The organism is Brevundimonas sp., from assembly GCF_035627475.1.
Taxonomy (GTDB): Bacteria; Pseudomonadota; Alphaproteobacteria; order Caulobacterales; family Caulobacteraceae; genus Brevundimonas.
In genome coordinates this window covers 1-15,659 of the sequence record NZ_DASPLR010000032.1, presented here as the reverse complement: position 1 = coordinate 15,659, position 15,659 = coordinate 1, and the positions used below count along the sequence as shown (strand labels likewise).

Here is a 15,659-nt window from a genome sequence, read left to right as displayed (position 1 = left end):
CCGGAGCGGGACGAAGCCCTTCAGCCGGAGGTGCAGGCCCCTGCGATCGCGCGAGCGCGACGGTTCGACAGGCGCCGACCGTCTCCCGTGGCTCACGTCATCGCATGGCGCTGCTTCCCCCGAACCAATTGCGAAAAACATCAAAGGCTCCGCTTGGTTCCCTCTTCCCCGGGAAATCTCTTGCGTTGCCATTTGCCGATGTGGCGCTAGGGTCCGGCGCCATGTCGAACCGGCCAAAACCCGTTCCGTCGGCGTGAGCGCGCCTTCGTCGGACCCGCTGAGCCCCGACCTGTCGGCCTTTATCGAAAGCGCCGTGCCTTCGGTGTGGGCGCTGGAGACCCTCCTGGTGCTTCGCCGCAGCCCCGGCGCGGCCTGGGCCGCCGACCGGCTGGTCGCCGAATTGCGCGCCAGCGAGCCGCTGGTGAACGACTGCCTCGCGGGTCTCCAGCGGGCCGGCCTGATCCTCGGCGAGGACGAGGGCTTCCGCTATGCGCCGGCGTCTCCGACGCTGGCGGCCCTTTGCGACGACCTCGAAGCCGCCTACCGTGAACGGCCGGTGGCCGTTGTGAACACCATTACGCGGCGCCGCTCGGATGCGCTGAGGGGCTTCGCGGATTCGTTCCGCTTTGGGGGGTGGAAGTCGTGAGCGGATGGGGACCGGAGGCCGTCTACGGCCTGTGTCTGCTGACGAGCGCCGTGTGTGCGGGATTGCTCATCCGGTCCTACAGCCGGTCGCGGCAGCCGCTCCTGCTGTGGAGCGCCGCCTGTTTCTCGCTGCTGGCGATCAACAATCTGCTGGTCGTGCTCGACATGGTGGTCCTGCATGGGACCGACCTGTCGGCGGCGCGGCAGCTGACCTCCCTGGCCGCCGTCGGGGTGCTGCTCTACGGCTTCATCTGGGAGGTGGACCGGTGAACCTCTCGCTCGTGGCCAGCGGCGCCATCATCATGGGCTATGCCCTGGCGGCCGTCTTCTTCCTCAAATTCTGGCGCCGCACCTCCGACAGCCTGTTCCTCGCCTTCGCGGCCGCCTTCCTGCTGATGGCGGCGACCCCGCTGCTCACCGCCCTGCTCGAGGTGCCGCGCGAGGAGCAAAGCCCCTTCTACCTGCTGCGGCTGCTGGCCTTCCTGATCATCATCGTCGCCATCATCGGCAAGAGCCGGCGGCGCACCTAGCCCCGGACCAGACGCAGGAACTCCTCCCGCGTCCGGGCGTCGTCGCGGATCACCCCGCTCAGATGGCTGGTGGTCAGGCTCGATCCGGCGGTGTTCACGCCGCGCAGGGTCATGCAGCTGTGCTCGGCCTCGACCACGACCCCGACGCCCTGCGGCCGCAGCACCTCCTGGATGGCGCGCGCGATCTCCGAGGTCATCTTCTCCTGGATCTGCAGCCGGCGGGCGAAGCCGTGCACCACCCGCGCCAGCTTGGAGATCCCCACCACCCGGTCGGTCGGCAGGTAGCCGACGTGCGCCCGGCCCACCACCGGCAGCATGTGGTGCTCGCAGAAGCTGACGAAGCGGATGTCCTTCAGAACCACCAGCTCGTCATAGCCGCCGACCTCCTCGAAGGTCCGCTCCAGATATTCCCGCGGGTCGGTGTCATAGCCGGCGAACAGCTCGCGATAGCTGCGCGCAACCCGCGCCGGCGTGTCCAGCACGCCCTCGCGGTCGGGGTCGTCGCCGGCCCAGCGGATCAGGGTGCGGACGGCGGCCTCGGCTTCGGCCTGGGAGACGGTCTCATCGGTCATGCCCCCGCTTTACGCCGGGGGCGGGGAATTGATCCAGCGCCGTATCGCTAACGCCCCGTTAACCACACTCCCGGCATTTTCTGCCCAGTACGGCCCCGCGCGGGCCAGCGTGGTCTCGGGGCGTGGAATGAACGGCGCGGAAGTTCTGGATGTGGGCCGCGACGCCCTGTGGCTGACCATCCAGCTCTGCGCGCCCATCCTGATCGTCGGCCTCGTCGTCGGCGTGGTCATCGGCCTGTTCCAGGCCCTGACCCAGATCCAGGAACAGACCCTGATCTACGCCCCCAAGATCATCGCCATCTTCATCTCCCTGCTGCTGTTCCTGCCGCTGATGGGCGCCCTGCTGGGCGGCTTCATGCGGACCATCGCCGCGCGCATCGCCGGCATGTAGCCCCGGTGGAACCCTGGGCCACAGCCGACCAGGTCTGGCAGGGGGCCATGATCTTCGCCCGCATCGGCTCGGTGCTGCTGATGCTGCCCGGCGTGGGCGAGAGCTATGTTCCGCCGCGCATCCGACTGTCGCTGGCCCTGGTCGTGTCGCTGGCCCTGTGGCCGGTGGTCTCGGGCAGCCTGCCCGCCTTGCCGGAGACGCTGGGCGGCATGGCCGGCTGGATCATCCGCGAGGTCATCGTCGGCCTCGCCATCGGCGCCCTGCTGCGCAGCTTCCTGACCGTGCTCGCCACGGCGGGGGAGGTGGTGGCCCTGCAGACCACCCTGGCCTTCGCCCAGACCGCCAACCCGATGCAGGCCTCGCCGGGCAGCACCATCTCGGCCTTCCTGATGCTGCTCGGCACGACCCTGATCTTCGCCACCAACACCCATCACCTTTTCATCGCCGGCCTCGTCGGCTCCTATGAGCTGATCGCCCCCGTACGGCCCCTGGTCACCGGCGACTTCGCCACCCTGGCCATCCGCACCCTGGGCGACGCCTTCATGCTGGGCATCCAGCTGTCGGCGCCGGTTCTGGTCTTCGCCATCATCTTCAACCTGGCGTCCGGCCTGGTCGGCCGGGTCATGCCCGCCTTCCAGGTCTATTTCGCCGCCGCTCCGCTCAGCATCATCCTGGGCCTGTCGATCTTCGCCCTCAGCCTCGGCGTGATGGGAACGGTCTTCATCGACCGCTACCGCGCCCTGGCCAATGTCTTCGCGGGAGGCGCCGGTGGCTGAAGGCGCCGATCCCGAGTCGAAGACAGAAGAGGCCACCCCGCGAAAACTCGCGGACGCCAGAAAAAGGGGCGACGTCGCCAAGTCGCCCGACGTCGCCGCGGCCCTGTCGCTGATGGGCGCCGCGGCCGTGATCCTGATGTCCGGCGGCTGGTTCGCCAGCTCGATCGCGGGCCAGCTGCTGCCCTTCATCGCCGAGCCCCACGCCATGATCGGCGGCCTCGAGACCGGGGCGGGGATCGAGATCGGGACCCGGGCCCTGTGGGCTGTCGCCCCCTTCCTCGGCGCCGTGATGCTGGCCACCATCTTCGGCGGAGCTGGCGGCAACATCGCCCAGTCCGGCCTGATCTTCACCGGCGAGAAGATCAAGCCCGACTGGTCAAAGGTCAGCCCCCTGAAGGGCTTCCAGCGCATCTTCGGCCCCGACGGCCTGGTCCAGTTCATCAAGACCTTTCTCAAGCTGGTCGCCGTCGGCGTGATCTGCTGGCTGGTGCTCAAGCCGCATGTGCGCGAGCTCGAGAACCTCGCCGCCATGCCGCCGGCCCTGATCCTGCCCTTCGCCCGCGACCTCGCCATCGCCCTGATGGTGTCGGCCCTGGTGTTCCTCGGCTTCACCGCCGGGGCCGACTACATCTGGCAGCGCTTCCGCTTCGCCGAGCGGATGAAGATGTCCAAGGAAGAGCTCAAGGAGGACTACAAGCAGTCCGAGGGCGATCCCCACGTGAAGGCGAAGTTGAAGCAGATCCGCGCCCAGCGCAGCCGCCAGCGGATGATGCAGAACGTGCCCAAGGCCACGGTCATCGTCACCAACCCGACCCACTATTCGGTGGCCCTGCGCTACGAGACGGGCGACGCCGCCCCCGTCTGCGTCGCCAAGGGCGTCGACGCCCTCGCCCTGCGCATCCGCGAGGTGGCGCGCGAGCATGCGGTGCCGATCGTCGAGAACGTCCCCCTGGCCCGCGCCCTCTACGCCGCCGTCGACATCGACGAGACCATCCCGCGCGAGCATTTCGAGGCGGCCGCCAAGGTCATCGGCTTCGTCATGCAGCGGCGGAAGGGGCGCTGAACCCCGGCGCATAGGGCGCAAAGGGGCTCAGGCCGAGCCAGGCCTGCATGTCCCTGGCCAGATCGTCGTCGCCGGTCAGGGTCATCCTCTGTCCTCCCAGCGCGCCCCGGACGGACTCATGGCCCATCCAGATCGCGGTCATCGTGCGCAGATCGACGCTGACGTACAGGTCGACGTCGAAGCCCGGATCGGCGGCGCACAGGTCCACGCCGGTTTCCGGATCGACCAGCAGCCAGGCGTGCCTCTGGCTGGCCGGCAGGTCAGGATAGATGAACTGGATCACCACCCGCCGCTTCGGCATCGGCGTGGTGTTCAGGTTGCGGTGCATGTCCCACATCAGCAGCTGGACATCGAGATATTCCAGCGACACCTCCGCCTTGACCCGCCGCTGGCCCCAGATGCCGAAGGCGTCGACGATGGGCTGAAGCTCCTTGCCCGCCTCGGTCAGGTGGTACTCGGCCGGGCCAGAGGTGGTGGTCACCCGCGCCACCACTCCCGCCGCCTGCAGATCCCTCAGCCGCTGCGCCAGCAGGGCCGGCGACATCCTCGGCACGCCGCGCCTCAGGTCGTTGAAGCGGGTCGAGCCGGCCAGCAGCTCGCGCAGCAGCACGATGGTCCATCGCGTGCACAGCACCTCGGCCGCCATGGCGACCGGACAGAACTGTCGATAGCTTCCCTGCGCCATCGCATCCTCCCTTGAAGAGGCGCAGGATAACGCTGATCGGGGACGCCATACAGTTCAGTATCTGTAGCGTCTGGATTCAGTTGTTGAACTGGAGGGGGCGGGGCGGTCCCGCCACACCGCTGACCACGAACGGATCACAGGAGAGTGTTCGATGTCCGCTTCCACACTGGCGGCGCCCGGGCCGGCGCAGATCGACTGGCTGACGCGCGCCGACGCCGTGTGCGGTCAGCTGGCCGACAATGCCGCCCGCCACGACGTCGACGACAGCTTCGTCGCCGAAAACTACGCCCGGCTGAAGGCCGGGGGATTCTTCAGCGCCCACGTGCCCGCCGAGCTCGGCGGAGGCGGCGCGGGCTACGCCGAACTCGCCGCGGTCATCCGCCGGCTGGGCGCCGCCTGCGGCTCGACGGCCCTGACCTACTCCATGCATTCGCACCTCGTCGCCGTCGCCCTCTGGCGGTGGAAGCATCAGAACGCCCCGACAGACGGATTGCTGAGGCGGGTCGCCGCCGAGGATCTGGTGCTGATCTCCAGCGGCGGTTCGGACTGGCTGAAGAGCGCCGGGACCGCCGTGAAGGTCGACGGGGGCTTCCGCGTCACGGCGCGCAAGATCTTCTCCAGCGGCTGCCTCGCCGGCGACCTGCTGATGACCAGCGCCGTCTACGATGATCCCGAGGCAGGCCCGACGGTGCTCCACTTCGGCGTGCCGTTCGCCGCCGAAGGCGTCGCCATTCACGAGACCTGGCGGGTCATGGGAATGCGCGGCACGGGCTCGCACGACGTCGAGCTGAACGCCGTCTTCATCCCCGACGCCGCCGTTTCCGGCCGCCGGCCGCAGGGCAAATGGCACCCGCTGTTCCACATCATCAGCCTGATCGCCTTCCCCCTGATCTACGCCGCCTATGTCGGCGTGGCGGAGTCGGCGCGGGACAAGGCGCTCGAGGTCGCCCGCCGCCGTCCGGCCGACGAGGGCCTGTTCCAGCTGGTCGGCGAGATGCAGAACGCCTTCGCCGCCGCCGTGGCGAGCCACGACCGCATGATCCGTCTGGCCGAAACCGCCATGCCGGGAGCCGAAACGACCAGCGAGGTCATGATCGGCCGCACCCTCGTCGGCGAGGCCGCAATCCGGACCACGGAACTGGCGCTCGAGGTGGCCGGCGGCGGCGCCTTCCATCGCTCGATGGGCATCGAGCGCGCCTTCCGCGACGTGCAGGGCGCCCGCTTCCATCCCCTGCAGCAGAAGGCCCAGCTCCGCTACACAGGCCGGCTGGCGCTCGGGCTCGACATCGACGGCTGAATCCGGCCGCGCCGGATTTCGCCGCCATGCCCGTTCCAGATGTGCGGCGGAGGGGCCCAATCCCCGGTGACGCCGCACCGCACCTCTCGAAAGGGGTCGCGGCCCGGCGCTGGAGATCGCCTTCCTGATCCCGGGCGCCGGGCCGAATGGTGTGCGTGTCCGCCGCTACTTCCCGCCCGCCACCGGCATGGGGATGATCTCCGCCCCGCCCTCCGGCGCGGGCGCGCGCGCCACCTGCGCCACCGGCAGGCGCACGGTCACGGCCGTGCCTTCGCCGAGGGTGCTGTCGATGCTCATCCGCCCGCCGTGCAGTTCGGCGAAGGCCCGCACCAGCGAAAGGCCCAGGCCCGTGCCCTGCCGCCGTTGCTCCATCGCCCCGGCCTGTTCGAAGGGGCGGCCCAGGCGGCGCACGTCCTCCGGCGCGATGCCCACCCCGGTGTCCGCCACCACCAGCTCCAGATAGGGGCCGATCGCCTCGACCGAGATGGTGACCGTCCCGCCGGGCGGCGTGAACTTCACCGCGTTCGACAGCAGGTTCAGCGCGATCTGCTTCAGCGCCCGCTTGTCCGCCGACACGTCGACCGGTTCGGCCGGCAGCACGCTGCTCAGGATCACGCCCTTCTCCTCGGCCGTGACCCGGACCAGGGCGACGGCCGCCGAGATCAGTTCGCGGGAGTCGAACCGCTCCAGCGTCAGCACATACCGTTCGGCCTCGATCTTCGACACGTCCAGCACGTCGTTGATCAGCTCCAGCAGGTGTTCGCCGGCCTCGTGGATGTTGTCGACATAGGCCGCGTAGCGTTCCGGCATGGGGCCGAACAGGCGCTGGCGCATGATGTCCGAAAAGCCCAGCACCGCGTTCAGCGGCGTGCGCAGTTCGTGGCTCATATTGGCCAGGAACCGGCTCTTGCCGGCCTCGCGCGCCTCGGCCTCGATCCGCGCCGTCTCCAGCCCCAGTTCGCGGGCGTACTGGCTGGTGCCGTCGAAGGCCTGGGCGATCAGGCGCGGCGCCTCGTGCCCCGGCCCGTCGAGCCGCCGCAGGATCAGCTGCACCCGCCGGTCCAGCGCCAGCCTCGGCGCGAAGGCGGTGGCGGCGTCATGGCCCTGAAGCGCCCGGTCGATGGCGGCCAGCAGCCGCGGCCGGTCGGGGGCGTGCACCGCCGCCACCAGCCCCTGTTCGAACAGCGGATCCACGGGCAGGGCGGGCGGTGGGGCCCCATAGGCCGCCAGCACCCGGCCCGAGCGCTCGAGCACCAGCGTCAGCCCCGGCTGCGCCGCCAGCAGGCGCTCGACCTTGCCGGCTTCGCTTTCGGCCATCGTCATGCGCAGTTCGTTCTGCCGCCAGGACAGCCGCACCGCCAGGGCGGCCGCCCCGGCCGTCAGCACGGCCGCGATCGCCGCCAGGGCCGGCAGGTGCGGTCCCGGCCCCACCAGCCAGGCCGACAGCAGCCCGGCCATCGCCGCGGCGCCGACCCCGAGGGCGCCGGCCTGCACCAGCCGCACGCCGCCCAGCGCCAGTCCGGCCGTCAGGGGCAGGAAGACGAACCCGGCCAGCGGCCCTGTCAGTCCGCCGGACAGGCTGGCCGCCGTCATCGCCGCCAGACCCCAGACGCCCAGCAGCGTCATCCGTTCGCGCCCGCCGTCCCGCTGCAGCAGGGCCAGGCCGGTGACGCCGGGGACCACCATGGCCAGCACGCCGTAGAACACCGGCCCTTCGATCCCGCCCAGCCAGCGCCCCCCCAGCGCCAGCAGCGCCGCCGCCACGGCCCAGCCCGCGTGCCAGGCGGCCAGCGACGGCCGGTCGCTCGCCGGCCCGCGGCCGGCCGGCGTTTCCCTGGCGGTGATGTCGTCGGACGGGGGCAAGGGCGGGTGTGAACCGGGGCTGGAGGGCGGCCCGACAGGGGACGCCCGGCCGTAGAGCCTACCGGCCCGGGCGAGTCGTCCAAAGCGCACACCCTTCTGAGGAGAGCGGCGCAGGCGGCCGGGGAGCCGATTTCTGGGGACCGTCGCCGTGGTTGTCGTTAACGCCCGGGCGGCCTATCTGGCCCCGATGAGTTCCGACGCCGCCGCCCCGCCCTCCATCGACGCCGCCCTCGCCGAACTGGTCGAGGAGTTCGACCTGCTGGGCGACTGGGAAGGCCGGATCGAATACGTGATCGAGCTCGGCAAGGATCTTGAGCCCTTGCCCGAGCCGGACCGGACCGAGGCCAACAAGGTGCCGGGCTGCGCCGCCCAGGTCTGGCTGGCCGTCCGGCGCGACGGCGATCGCCTGCGCTTCCTCGCCGACAGCGACAGCGCCCTGTCCAAGGGCAATATCGCCCTGCTGCTGCGACTCTATTCCGGCCGGACGCCCGCTGAAATCCTCGCCTTCGACGCCCGGGCCGCGCTCGACCGGCTCGGCCTGCCGTCGGCCCTCACGCGTCAGCGCGCCAACGGCCTGAACTCGATGGTCGGCCGCATCCGCGAGGCCGCGCTGGCCGCCGCCTGACCCGCTCCCGGCTCAGTAGTAGAAGCCCCGCGCCGCCAGCACCGGATTCTGCCCCGGCTCCTCGGTCACATCGATACGCAGGGCGTACTGGGTCGGGTTCTTCGTGATCCGGTCCCAGCGCCAGGGCGTGGCGGCGGGCGGGGCCCACTGTGCGTTGCCGCGCAGCATCAGCTGGACGATCTGCCCCAGTTCGCGGGCGCTGGCGTGGTTCGCCGAAAGGCCGCAGGTCACCCGGTATACGTCCTTCTCGCCCTCCATGACCGAGCCTTCCTCGATGCGCAGCCGCCAGCGGCCGTCCTGGGAAACCAGTTCGATCTCGGTCGCCCATTCATCGACGGGCGGGGCGCTCTCGGAGGGACGGCGGAAATGCATGTCGCGGGCGGCGCGGATCGCGCTCTCGAAGGTCTTGGCCCGGCTGGCGTAGGGCAGGCAGACGCGCGACACCACGAAACCCGGGAAAAGGTCCTGCGCGCGCGCCGGAGCCGGCGCCGCCGCGACCATCAGAACCACGGCCAGAATGGCCGACGCAACAGACTTCACCACTACCAAACCCCATTCCCCGGGCGGCCGGTTGACGGCTCTTCCCACGACGGAGCCGCGCCTCCGGGCGGAGACGCGGCCTGAACCAACCCTAGGGCCGAAGCCCCGGGCGACAAAGTTACGACGATGTAACGTAAGGTCGCTCGCCTTCCGTCGCTCAGCCGATGCGATAGTGCGCCGCCAGCGCTCTCAGGCCCGCTTTCAGCACCGCCTTGCCCTGCCGCCGGCGCAGGCCCAGCCCCTGCTCGGCCGCCTGCAGGGCGCTGGCCTGGATGCAGACCGCCTCGACCATCCGCCGCGCGGGGCCGCAGGCCGCCAGCGCCGCCTCGACCCGCCGCGCCGCCGCCAGGGCCCGGTCGCCCGGCTCGACCCGCGCCGCCGAGCCGCCGCCCGAGCGGGGCAGGGCGTCCCAGCGCATGGTCAGCGACGGTCCCGACAGCGCGATCTCGGCGTCCGCGGAGAGCCGCTCCGCGGCGGCGCGCTCGGCCCGCTCGATCCACGGCCGCCCCGCCGCGTCGCGCCGCCCCGACAGCCAGGCGATAGGCGAGGGGGCCAGATTGGCGCGGTGGGCGCGCATCCGGCCCTCGCTGTCCATCACCGTCCGCACGCCCTCGACGACGCCCGGCCGGCCCGGCTCCGGCGCCGTCCCGCCCGGTCCCGGGGCCTCGCGCGCCGGCCGCCTCGCCCAGCCCCCGCCCGGCCGCGCCCGCAGCCCCGGGTCGTCGACCAGCCGCCGGAATGCCGCCTCGTCGAGGGTCATCAGCACCCGCGAGCGCCGGTCCGGCCCCGCGCGCAGGGCGTAGCCGCCGTCCGCGGTCGCCTCGATCCACCCGCCCGGCCGCATCAGCAGCCGCCGGGCCCGCGCGCCCTCGCCGCTCATGCCCGCAGCTCGCACGCCGGCGCCTCCAGCACGTCCCTGACGCAGCGCTCCAGCCGCTCCAGCAGTTCGTCGACCACCGGCCGGTCGCGCCCGTCCTCGGCCCAGCGGCACGCCGCCGCCGCCGTCGCCCGGTTCAGCCCGAAGGCGTGGCCGACCCGGTCCATCGGCCAGCCGAACGTCACATAGGCCAGGTACATGGCCAGCCACCGCGCCCGGCAGGCCCGGTTGTCCAGCCGGCTGCGCAGCTCCATCATCTCCTTCGGCACGCCCGTCGAGGCGGCGACCAGCTGCAGGGCCAGCCCCGCCTTGATCCTGTCCTCCTGCCGCACCGGCACCTGATACGCGTCTTCCACCTGATCTCTCCCATCGTCGCGGCGCGCCGATCCGGCCGGCGTCCGTCGATAGGAATATATGTCTACAATCCGTCGAAATCGGACGCATCCGTCTCGCCGGGCGGGAAATCGTTAAAAAATGCCGGGGCGTTGACTCGGGACTCTCGACGCCGATTCGCAAATCAGCCTACGATTCGTTTTGGGACAGGCGTTAACCCTTCTTAAGTTTTTCGGCGGTTAACGTTCGAACAAGGTTACCCCGAAACGGGGCAGTTACATTTATAGCTAAGCTCTGCCTTGGAGGGGCATCAATGCGCGTCCTGCTAATCGAAGATGATCACGCGACCGCGCAGAGCATCGAGCTTATGCTGAAGTCGGAAGGCTTCAACGTCTACACGACCGACCTCGGCGAGGAAGGCATCGATCTCGGCAAGATCTACGACTACGATCTGATCCTGCTCGACCTCAACCTGCCCGACATGAACGGCCTCGAGGTCCTGCGCCAGCTGCGCGTCGGCAAGGTCAACACCCCGGTCATGATCCTGTCCGGCACCTCGGAGATCGAGACCAAGGTCAAGACCTTCGGCGGCGGCGCCGACGACTACATGACCAAGCCCTTCCACAAGGACGAGCTGATCGCGCGCACCCACGCCGTGGTCCGCCGCTCCAAGGGCCACGCCCAGGCCATCATCCACACCGGCGAGATCGCCGTGAACCTGGACGGCAAGACGGTCGAGGTGAACGGTCACCGCGTCCATCTGACGGGCAAGGAATACCAGATGCTGGAGCTGCTCTCGCTCCGCAAGGGCACGACCCTGACCAAGGAAATGTTCCTCAACCACCTCTACGGCGGCATGGACGAGCCCGAGCTGAAGATCATCGACGTCTTCATCTGCAAGCTGCGCAAGAAGCTGGCCACGGCCGCCGGCGGCAAACACTATATCGAGACCGTCTGGGGCCGCGGCTACGTCCTGCGCGACCCGTCGGAATCCAGCGCCCCGGTCACCGCCGCCGCCTGATCGGCTCCCCAACCGAACACCGAAACGCCCGCCGGACCGCTCCGGCGGGCGTTTTGCTGTCCACAATGGAGAACAATGATCGATGATCGATGATTGACGAACGTCTCTCCAGATGTGCTCTTGTCCACGCCGCTCCGGCGACCGGGCGAACAACGTCCGCATCATCTCGGGCAGGTCCGGAGAACGCTCGCAAGGGAGGCAAGACCGTGACCAGGATAACAGCTATATTGATCGCCGCCGCCATGACAGGCGTGGCGGGAACCGCCTCCGCCGGACCCTGCGAAGATCTCGCCGGCTACCGCTGGGCGTCCTTCATCGAGGGCGGCCATCCGGGCCGTACTGGCGCGGGCACATGGGATTTTCGCCGCGGCGTGGTGGGCGGCAAGGTCTTCGGCAACGAGGGCGCCACGCCCTTGCCCGGCGCGGCTCCGTCCGCGGCCTACGGCGCGTCCAGCCTGCAGCAGGTCAATGAATGCAGGCCCGGTCGTGGGCGGTCCGCCACTCTCGCCTTCAACTCGGGCGCGTCGCTGATCGTGACGCTCGCCGCGGACGGCAGGTCGGCGACGCTGGTAGGCGAGCAGAACCTGGCCGGCATGACCGGCTGGATCGTCCGCGACCCGACCTGAACCAGACACGACAAAGCCCGCCGGATCGCTCCGGCGGGCGTTCTGCTGTCAGATGGCCAGGATCAGATCGTAGTGCGCCGTCAGCGCTCCGCTCTCGGCGCCGGCTCCCGGCGTGAAAGCCCGGACGAGGCCCTCGCGCTCGATCGGTGTGACCTGCTGCAGCAGGATGTCGGCGTCATTCTGCGGCGCGCCCGCGACATAGAGCTGGGTCGTCAGGCGTCTGACACCGCGCGTCGAGACCGCGGCGTGAATGTGCGGTGCGCGCCAGATCTGCTCGCCGCCGATCATCGCCGTGTAAGCCACCGGTTTGATGGTGCGGAAGCGGAAGGCGCCCTGGGCATCGGTGATGGTCTTGCCATAGCCCTGGAAGCCGGCGTCCCGCGGCCTGTCCGCATTGGGGTCGTCCCTGTGGATGTACCGCCCGGTGTGGTCGCACTGCCATATCTCGATGAGGGCGCCGGCGCACGGCGCGCCGAACTGATCCCACACCGAGCCGGTCATATGGGTGACCTCGCCGATAGCCTGCGCATCGACGCCGGTGACGCGCACCAGGTCGGCGTCCTGATCAGAAGGCATGTCGTCATACGGATAGAAAGGGCCCTCCATCTGGAAAGCCGTAGCGGGCGCGGGGCGCGGCAACGCCTGCGCGCGAAGGACCGCAGGGGCCGCGATCCCCACCAGCCCCACACCCAGCCCGCCGATCAGCCCTCGCCTGTGCAGTCGTTTCATGGCTCGCCCTCCCCGGCAAACACTGTTCTGTCAGCTTGCGCTTGTCGAACGTGAGAGTCGAGCGGGCGATGTCACGAAAACACCCGCCGGATCGCTCCGGCGGGCGCCTTGCGTTTGACCGCCGAGGTCTCAGCCCTTGGCGACGTAGCCCTGTCCGCCGTTCGACGGACGCCGGCGGCGCGGGCGGCGCCTGATCTCGCCCTCAGGCTTGACGGCCACGGCCGTGCCGCCCCCGCCCTGACGCGGGTCGTTGTTCGAGTGACGCGGCCGCTCGCGCGCCAGCGGATCGAAGGCCCGTTCCGGCGTCGGCCGGGCGTCGCGCGCCCCGCCCTTGCGGACGCGGTGCGGCTGGCCGCCGCCTTCCAGCTTGACCCCGTCGCGGCGCGGGTTGCGCGGGCCGCGCTGCTGCTGGCGGTCGCCGCGTCCGTCGTCCGGCATGGAGGCCTTGGACTTGACGCCGGAGGCCATGATCGAGGCGTCCAGCTGGGCCAGCTGCTTGTCGTTGCGGCGGTCGATAGCCGGGATCTTCTGGCGCGTGACCTTCTCGATGTCGCGCAGCAGCTTCATCTCGTCGCCGGCCACGAAGCTGATCGCCGTGCCGTCGGCGCCGGCGCGGGCCGTCCGGCCGATGCGGTGGACATAGGCTTCCGGCACGAACGGCAGCTCGAAGTTCACGACGTGCGAGACGCCGTCGACGTCGATGCCGCGCGCGGCGATGTCGGTCGCCACCAGCACCCGCAGCTTGCCCTTCTTGAAGGCCTCCAGCGTGCGCTCGCGCTGCGGCTGGCTCTTGTTGCCGTGAATGGCCCCGGCCTCGACGCCGCCGGCCTCCAGATAGGCGGCCACCTTGTCGGCGCCGTGCTTGGTCTTGGTGAAGACCAGGCAGCGCGTATAGCCCGGATCGGAGAACATCTCGGTCAGCAGGGCGCGCTTGCGGCCCTGTTCGATGTGCACGACCGACTGCTGGATGCGCTGCACCGTGGTCGACTGAGGCGTCACCTGGACCTTGACCGGGTCCTTGAGCAGTTCGCCGGCCAGCTTGCCGATTTCGGTCGGCATGGTGGCCGAGAAGAACAGGTTCTGGCGCTTGGCCGGGATGCGGCTGACGATCTGGCGGATCGGCTTGATGAAGCCGAGGTCCAGCATCTGGTCGGCCTCGTCGAGGACGAAGATCTCGGTGCGGCTCAGGTCCAGCGTCTTCTGCTGCAGGTGATCCAGCAGACGGCCCGGAGCGGCCACCAGGACGTCGAGACCCTGCTGCAGGGCGCGTTCCTGCGGGCCGTATTTGACGCCGCCGAAGATGACGGCGACGCGGAAGCCGAGGTGTTTGCCATAGGTCTTGAAGCTCTCGCCGATCTGGCTGGCCAGTTCGCGGGTCGGCGACAGGATCAGCACCCGCGTGGTGCGGGGCACCGGCGGGGTGCGGTTGGCCGCCAGGCGATGCAGGATCGGCAGGGCGAAGGCAGCGGTCTTGCCGGTGCCGGTCTGGGCGATGCCCAGCAGATCCTTGCCGGCCATCACATCCGGGATGGCCTGCTGCTGGATCGGGGTCGGGGTGGTGTAGCCCTCGGACGCCAGCGCCTGCAGCAGGGCCGGATTGAGGTTCATCGATTCAAAGGTCTTGTTGCTCACGGAGCGGCTTCTTTCGCGTGCGGCGGCGCGCAACAGCCATGGCTCAACGCCGATAAGGCCGCGCACCGCCAGTCCCGGGTGAGCCTCAGCATGAGGCCGTCGGGGTGGATCGGGCGCCGCCCCGCGTGTCCGGGCAGCGAATGAAATCTTGAGGGGCCGGCCCCTGCTACAGTCAGGTCTTCATCTCGGAAGACCCACACGCGCTGGAGGCGCCGGACATCGCGATTGTGCGATGCAACCTAACTGGGCTCCCAATGCGGCCAAGTCAAGGCGTGGAGCCCGGTCGTATACGACCGGCGACGCCTCTTCAGGTTAACGCCCCCAGCAAGCCCACCGCCATGTTCACCGACAGCGCCACGATCACCGTGTTGAACAGGAAGGCCGTGACGCTGTGCACGGTCGAGATGCGCCGCATCGGCTTGCTGGCGATCTGCACGTCGGCGGTCTGCGCCGCCACGCCGATGATCAGCGAGAAATGCAGGAAGTCCCAGTAGTCCGGCGCCGCGTCGCCCGGAAAGACCAGCCCCCCGGCGTCTCCTCCGGTCGCGGGCCCATACCACGCATGGGCGTAGTGAAAGGCGAAGATGACGTGGACGAAGACCCACGACAGGCCGACCGTCGTCAGCGCCAGCGCGGCGGATGTCCGGTCGCCGGCTCCCCCGATTGCCTCGCCGATCACCACCGCCACGCTGGCCAGCGCCGCGATCAGGGCCAGGGGCAGCACGGCCCGCCCGGCCTCGTCGAGGGCCGCGGCCCGCGCCCGGATGTCCTGGGTGGACCGGGTTCGGGTCGTCTTGACCAGGCTCTCGATCAGGAACAGCGCCACCCCGACATCCCAGCCCATGGCCAGCCGCGCCGGCCACCCCCCGGAGATGGGCCAGACGAGGCTCGACGCCGCGACGGTCAGCACCAGCAGCAGCGGCCAGTGCAGACGGAGCCAGGGCAGGGGTTTCATCTGATGATGATGCGCCCCGGCCCGCGTTCCGCAAGGGGGGAAGGGCCTCACCGTCTCCTCCCTGTCGCGAAGCGATGGGGAGGGGGACCATTCCGGCGGCTCAGCCGGAATGGTGGAGGGGTGAGGATCGCATACGATCTGACGATGACCGCGCCTCTGCCCGGTCGGACCCCTCCACCGCTTGGCGGTCCGCCTCCCCATTCGCAAGCGGCGAACGGGGAGGAGACAACGCAATTGCTGCGCTGCAAGTCCCGCCTCTGTCTCCATACTTCGGGCAGCCAGATCACTGTTTTCCCTCAACATCCTCCCCGCGCCAGCGTCACGAACGCGCCCTGGTGGAAACCTCCCGCATACTGTTCCCATCCCGTCGATGGGGAGGGCGTCGGATCCACGCTCCTCGACGACGGCGGGCTGTGGTCGAGCGATGAAGCCCGGACGATGGAGAGTCCGGGGGTCCTCGAGGAGGTCGATGGATGGCCTCCGCTTGCTCGCCGCGCGC

The 15,659-nt window shown here is 69.8% G+C and carries 19 protein-coding genes; 10 read left to right on the top strand and 9 right to left on the bottom strand.

Annotated elements, in window-relative coordinates:
* The first annotated feature begins 253 nt into the window (after positions 1–253).
* Genes VEA62_RS08865 through VEA62_RS08855 form a run of 3 tightly spaced genes read left to right on the top strand, consistent with a single transcriptional unit; the run spans position 254 to position 1,175 of the window.
* On the top strand, positions 254–646 hold the full coding sequence (locus tag VEA62_RS08865; protein ID WP_324820671.1) for a hypothetical protein: 393 nt from the start codon (positions 254–256) through the stop codon (positions 644–646).
* Entirely contained in the window at positions 643–915 is a 273-nt protein-coding gene (locus tag VEA62_RS08860) for a DUF5985 family protein (RefSeq protein WP_324820669.1), read from the top strand. Before VEA62_RS08865 ends, VEA62_RS08860 begins: the two co-directional genes overlap by 4 nt.
* On the top strand, positions 912–1,175 hold the full coding sequence (locus VEA62_RS08855) for a DUF5985 family protein (protein WP_324820667.1): 264 nt from the start codon (positions 912–914) through the stop codon (positions 1,173–1,175). The genes VEA62_RS08860 and VEA62_RS08855 overlap by 4 nt, the downstream gene beginning before the upstream one ends.
* Here the strand turns inward: VEA62_RS08855 and folE are convergent.
* Positions 1,172–1,747, bottom strand: coding sequence for a GTP cyclohydrolase I FolE (gene folE, locus VEA62_RS08850; protein WP_324820665.1), 576 nt, complete (start codon positions 1,745–1,747; stop codon positions 1,172–1,174). The two genes, VEA62_RS08855 and folE, sit on opposite strands and share 4 nt — an antisense overlap.
* A 127-nt stretch (positions 1,748–1,874) precedes the next feature.
* Between folE and fliQ the strand changes: the two genes are divergently transcribed.
* Genes fliQ through flhB form a run of 3 tightly spaced genes read left to right on the top strand, consistent with a single transcriptional unit; the run spans position 1,875 to position 3,977 of the window.
* Complete coding sequence (gene fliQ, locus VEA62_RS08845; protein WP_324820662.1) at positions 1,875–2,138, top strand: flagellar biosynthesis protein FliQ; 264 nt, start codon at positions 1,875–1,877, stop codon at positions 2,136–2,138.
* Between the two features lie 47 nt (positions 2,139–2,185).
* Complete coding sequence (gene fliR / locus VEA62_RS08840; protein ID WP_414641865.1) at positions 2,186–2,914, top strand: flagellar biosynthetic protein FliR; 729 nt, start codon at positions 2,186–2,188, stop codon at positions 2,912–2,914.
* Positions 2,907–3,977, top strand: a complete 1,071-nt coding sequence (gene flhB, locus VEA62_RS08835; RefSeq protein WP_324820658.1) for a flagellar biosynthesis protein FlhB — start codon at positions 2,907–2,909, stop codon at positions 3,975–3,977. The genes fliR and flhB overlap by 8 nt, the downstream gene beginning before the upstream one ends.
* On the opposite strand, the gene VEA62_RS08830 is transcribed toward flhB, so the two are convergent.
* On the bottom strand, positions 3,952–4,662 hold the full coding sequence (locus tag VEA62_RS08830) for a helix-turn-helix domain-containing protein (RefSeq protein ID WP_324820656.1): 711 nt from the start codon (positions 4,660–4,662) through the stop codon (positions 3,952–3,954). The genes flhB and VEA62_RS08830 overlap by 26 nt on opposite strands.
* 151 nt (positions 4,663–4,813) lie before the next feature.
* On the opposite strand from VEA62_RS08830, the gene VEA62_RS08825 reads away from it, so the two are divergent.
* Complete coding sequence (locus tag VEA62_RS08825) at positions 4,814–5,959, top strand: acyl-CoA dehydrogenase family protein (RefSeq protein WP_324820654.1); 1,146 nt, start codon at positions 4,814–4,816, stop codon at positions 5,957–5,959.
* A gap of 165 nt (positions 5,960–6,124) precedes the next feature.
* On the opposite strand, the gene VEA62_RS08820 is transcribed toward VEA62_RS08825, so the two are convergent.
* Positions 6,125–7,822 carry a HAMP domain-containing sensor histidine kinase gene (locus tag VEA62_RS08820; RefSeq protein ID WP_324820652.1) on the bottom strand — a complete coding sequence of 566 codons (1,698 nt, stop codon included), beginning with the start codon at positions 7,820–7,822 and terminating at the stop codon, positions 6,125–6,127.
* 187 nt (positions 7,823–8,009) lie between these two features.
* Here VEA62_RS08820 and VEA62_RS08815 point away from each other — a divergent pair, with 187 nt between their 5' ends.
* Entirely contained in the window at positions 8,010–8,447 is a 438-nt protein-coding gene (locus tag VEA62_RS08815; RefSeq protein ID WP_324820732.1) for a SufE family protein, read from the top strand.
* A 12-nt stretch (positions 8,448–8,459) separates the two neighbouring features.
* Here VEA62_RS08815 and VEA62_RS08810 read toward each other — a convergent pair whose 3' ends face one another.
* The 3 genes from VEA62_RS08810 to VEA62_RS08800 form a co-directional block, all read right to left on the bottom strand.
* Positions 8,460–8,990, bottom strand: a complete 531-nt coding sequence (locus tag VEA62_RS08810; protein WP_324820650.1) for a hypothetical protein — start codon at positions 8,988–8,990, stop codon at positions 8,460–8,462.
* A gap of 154 nt (positions 8,991–9,144) precedes the next feature.
* Positions 9,145–9,882 (bottom strand): DUF6456 domain-containing protein, encoded by a 738-nt coding sequence (locus tag VEA62_RS08805; RefSeq protein ID WP_324820648.1) that lies wholly within the window; start codon positions 9,880–9,882, stop codon positions 9,145–9,147.
* On the bottom strand, positions 9,864–10,220 hold the full coding sequence (locus tag VEA62_RS08800; protein WP_324820646.1) for a chromosomal replication initiator DnaA: 357 nt from the start codon (positions 10,218–10,220) through the stop codon (positions 9,864–9,866). Before VEA62_RS08800 ends, VEA62_RS08805 begins: the two co-directional genes overlap by 19 nt.
* Before the next feature lie 290 nt (positions 10,221–10,510).
* Between VEA62_RS08800 and ctrA the strand changes: the two genes are divergently transcribed.
* Positions 10,511–11,218 (top strand): response regulator transcription factor CtrA, encoded by a 708-nt coding sequence (gene ctrA, locus VEA62_RS08795; RefSeq protein ID WP_183254582.1) that lies wholly within the window; start codon positions 10,511–10,513, stop codon positions 11,216–11,218.
* Between the two features lie 206 nt (positions 11,219–11,424).
* Entirely contained in the window at positions 11,425–11,844 is a 420-nt protein-coding gene (locus VEA62_RS08790) for a hypothetical protein (protein ID WP_324820644.1), read from the top strand.
* A 48-nt stretch (positions 11,845–11,892) separates the two neighbouring features.
* Here the strand turns inward: VEA62_RS08790 and VEA62_RS08785 are convergent, their stop codons facing one another.
* The 3 genes from VEA62_RS08785 to VEA62_RS08775 all read right to left on the bottom strand — a co-directional run bounded on the left by VEA62_RS08785 (position 11,893) and on the right by VEA62_RS08775 (position 15,160).
* Positions 11,893–12,573, bottom strand: coding sequence for a protocatechuate 3,4-dioxygenase (locus VEA62_RS08785; protein WP_324820642.1), 681 nt, complete (start codon positions 12,571–12,573; stop codon positions 11,893–11,895).
* 129 nt (positions 12,574–12,702) lie between these two features.
* On the bottom strand, positions 12,703–14,205 hold the full coding sequence (locus tag VEA62_RS08780; protein WP_414641862.1) for a DEAD/DEAH box helicase: 1,503 nt from the start codon (positions 14,203–14,205) through the stop codon (positions 12,703–12,705).
* A gap of 307 nt (positions 14,206–14,512) precedes the next feature.
* A complete protein-coding gene (locus VEA62_RS08775) occupies positions 14,513–15,160 on the bottom strand; it encodes a DUF1345 domain-containing protein (protein WP_324820640.1) in 648 nt (215 codons plus the stop codon).
* Between the last annotated feature and the right edge of the window lie 499 nt (positions 15,161–15,659).

Excerpts from the sequence above, each read along its gene's own strand:
- folE (WP_324820665.1), bottom strand. The coding sequence starts at position 1,747 with ATGACCGATGAGACCGTCTCCCAGGCCGAAGCCGAGGCCGCCGTCCGC.
- fliQ (WP_324820662.1), top strand. The coding sequence starts at position 1,875 with ATGAACGGCGCGGAAGTTCTGGATGTGGGCCGCGACGCCCTGTGGCTG.
- fliR (WP_414641865.1), top strand. The coding sequence starts at position 2,186 with ATGATCTTCGCCCGCATCGGCTCGGTGCTGCTGATGCTGCCCGGCGTG.
- VEA62_RS08830 (WP_324820656.1), bottom strand. The coding sequence starts at position 4,662 with ATGGCGCAGGGAAGCTATCGACAGTTCTGTCCGGTCGCCATGGCGGCC.
- VEA62_RS08825 (WP_324820654.1), top strand. The coding sequence starts at position 4,814 with ATGTCCGCTTCCACACTGGCGGCGCCCGGGCCGGCGCAGATCGACTGG.
- VEA62_RS08815 (WP_324820732.1), top strand. The coding sequence starts at position 8,010 with ATGAGTTCCGACGCCGCCGCCCCGCCCTCCATCGACGCCGCCCTCGCC.
- ctrA (WP_183254582.1), top strand. The coding sequence starts at position 10,511 with ATGCGCGTCCTGCTAATCGAAGATGATCACGCGACCGCGCAGAGCATC.
- VEA62_RS08785 (WP_324820642.1), bottom strand. The coding sequence starts at position 12,573 with ATGAAACGACTGCACAGGCGAGGGCTGATCGGCGGGCTGGGTGTGGGG.
- VEA62_RS08775 (WP_324820640.1), bottom strand. The coding sequence starts at position 15,160 with ATGAAACCCCTGCCCTGGCTCCGTCTGCACTGGCCGCTGCTGCTGGTG.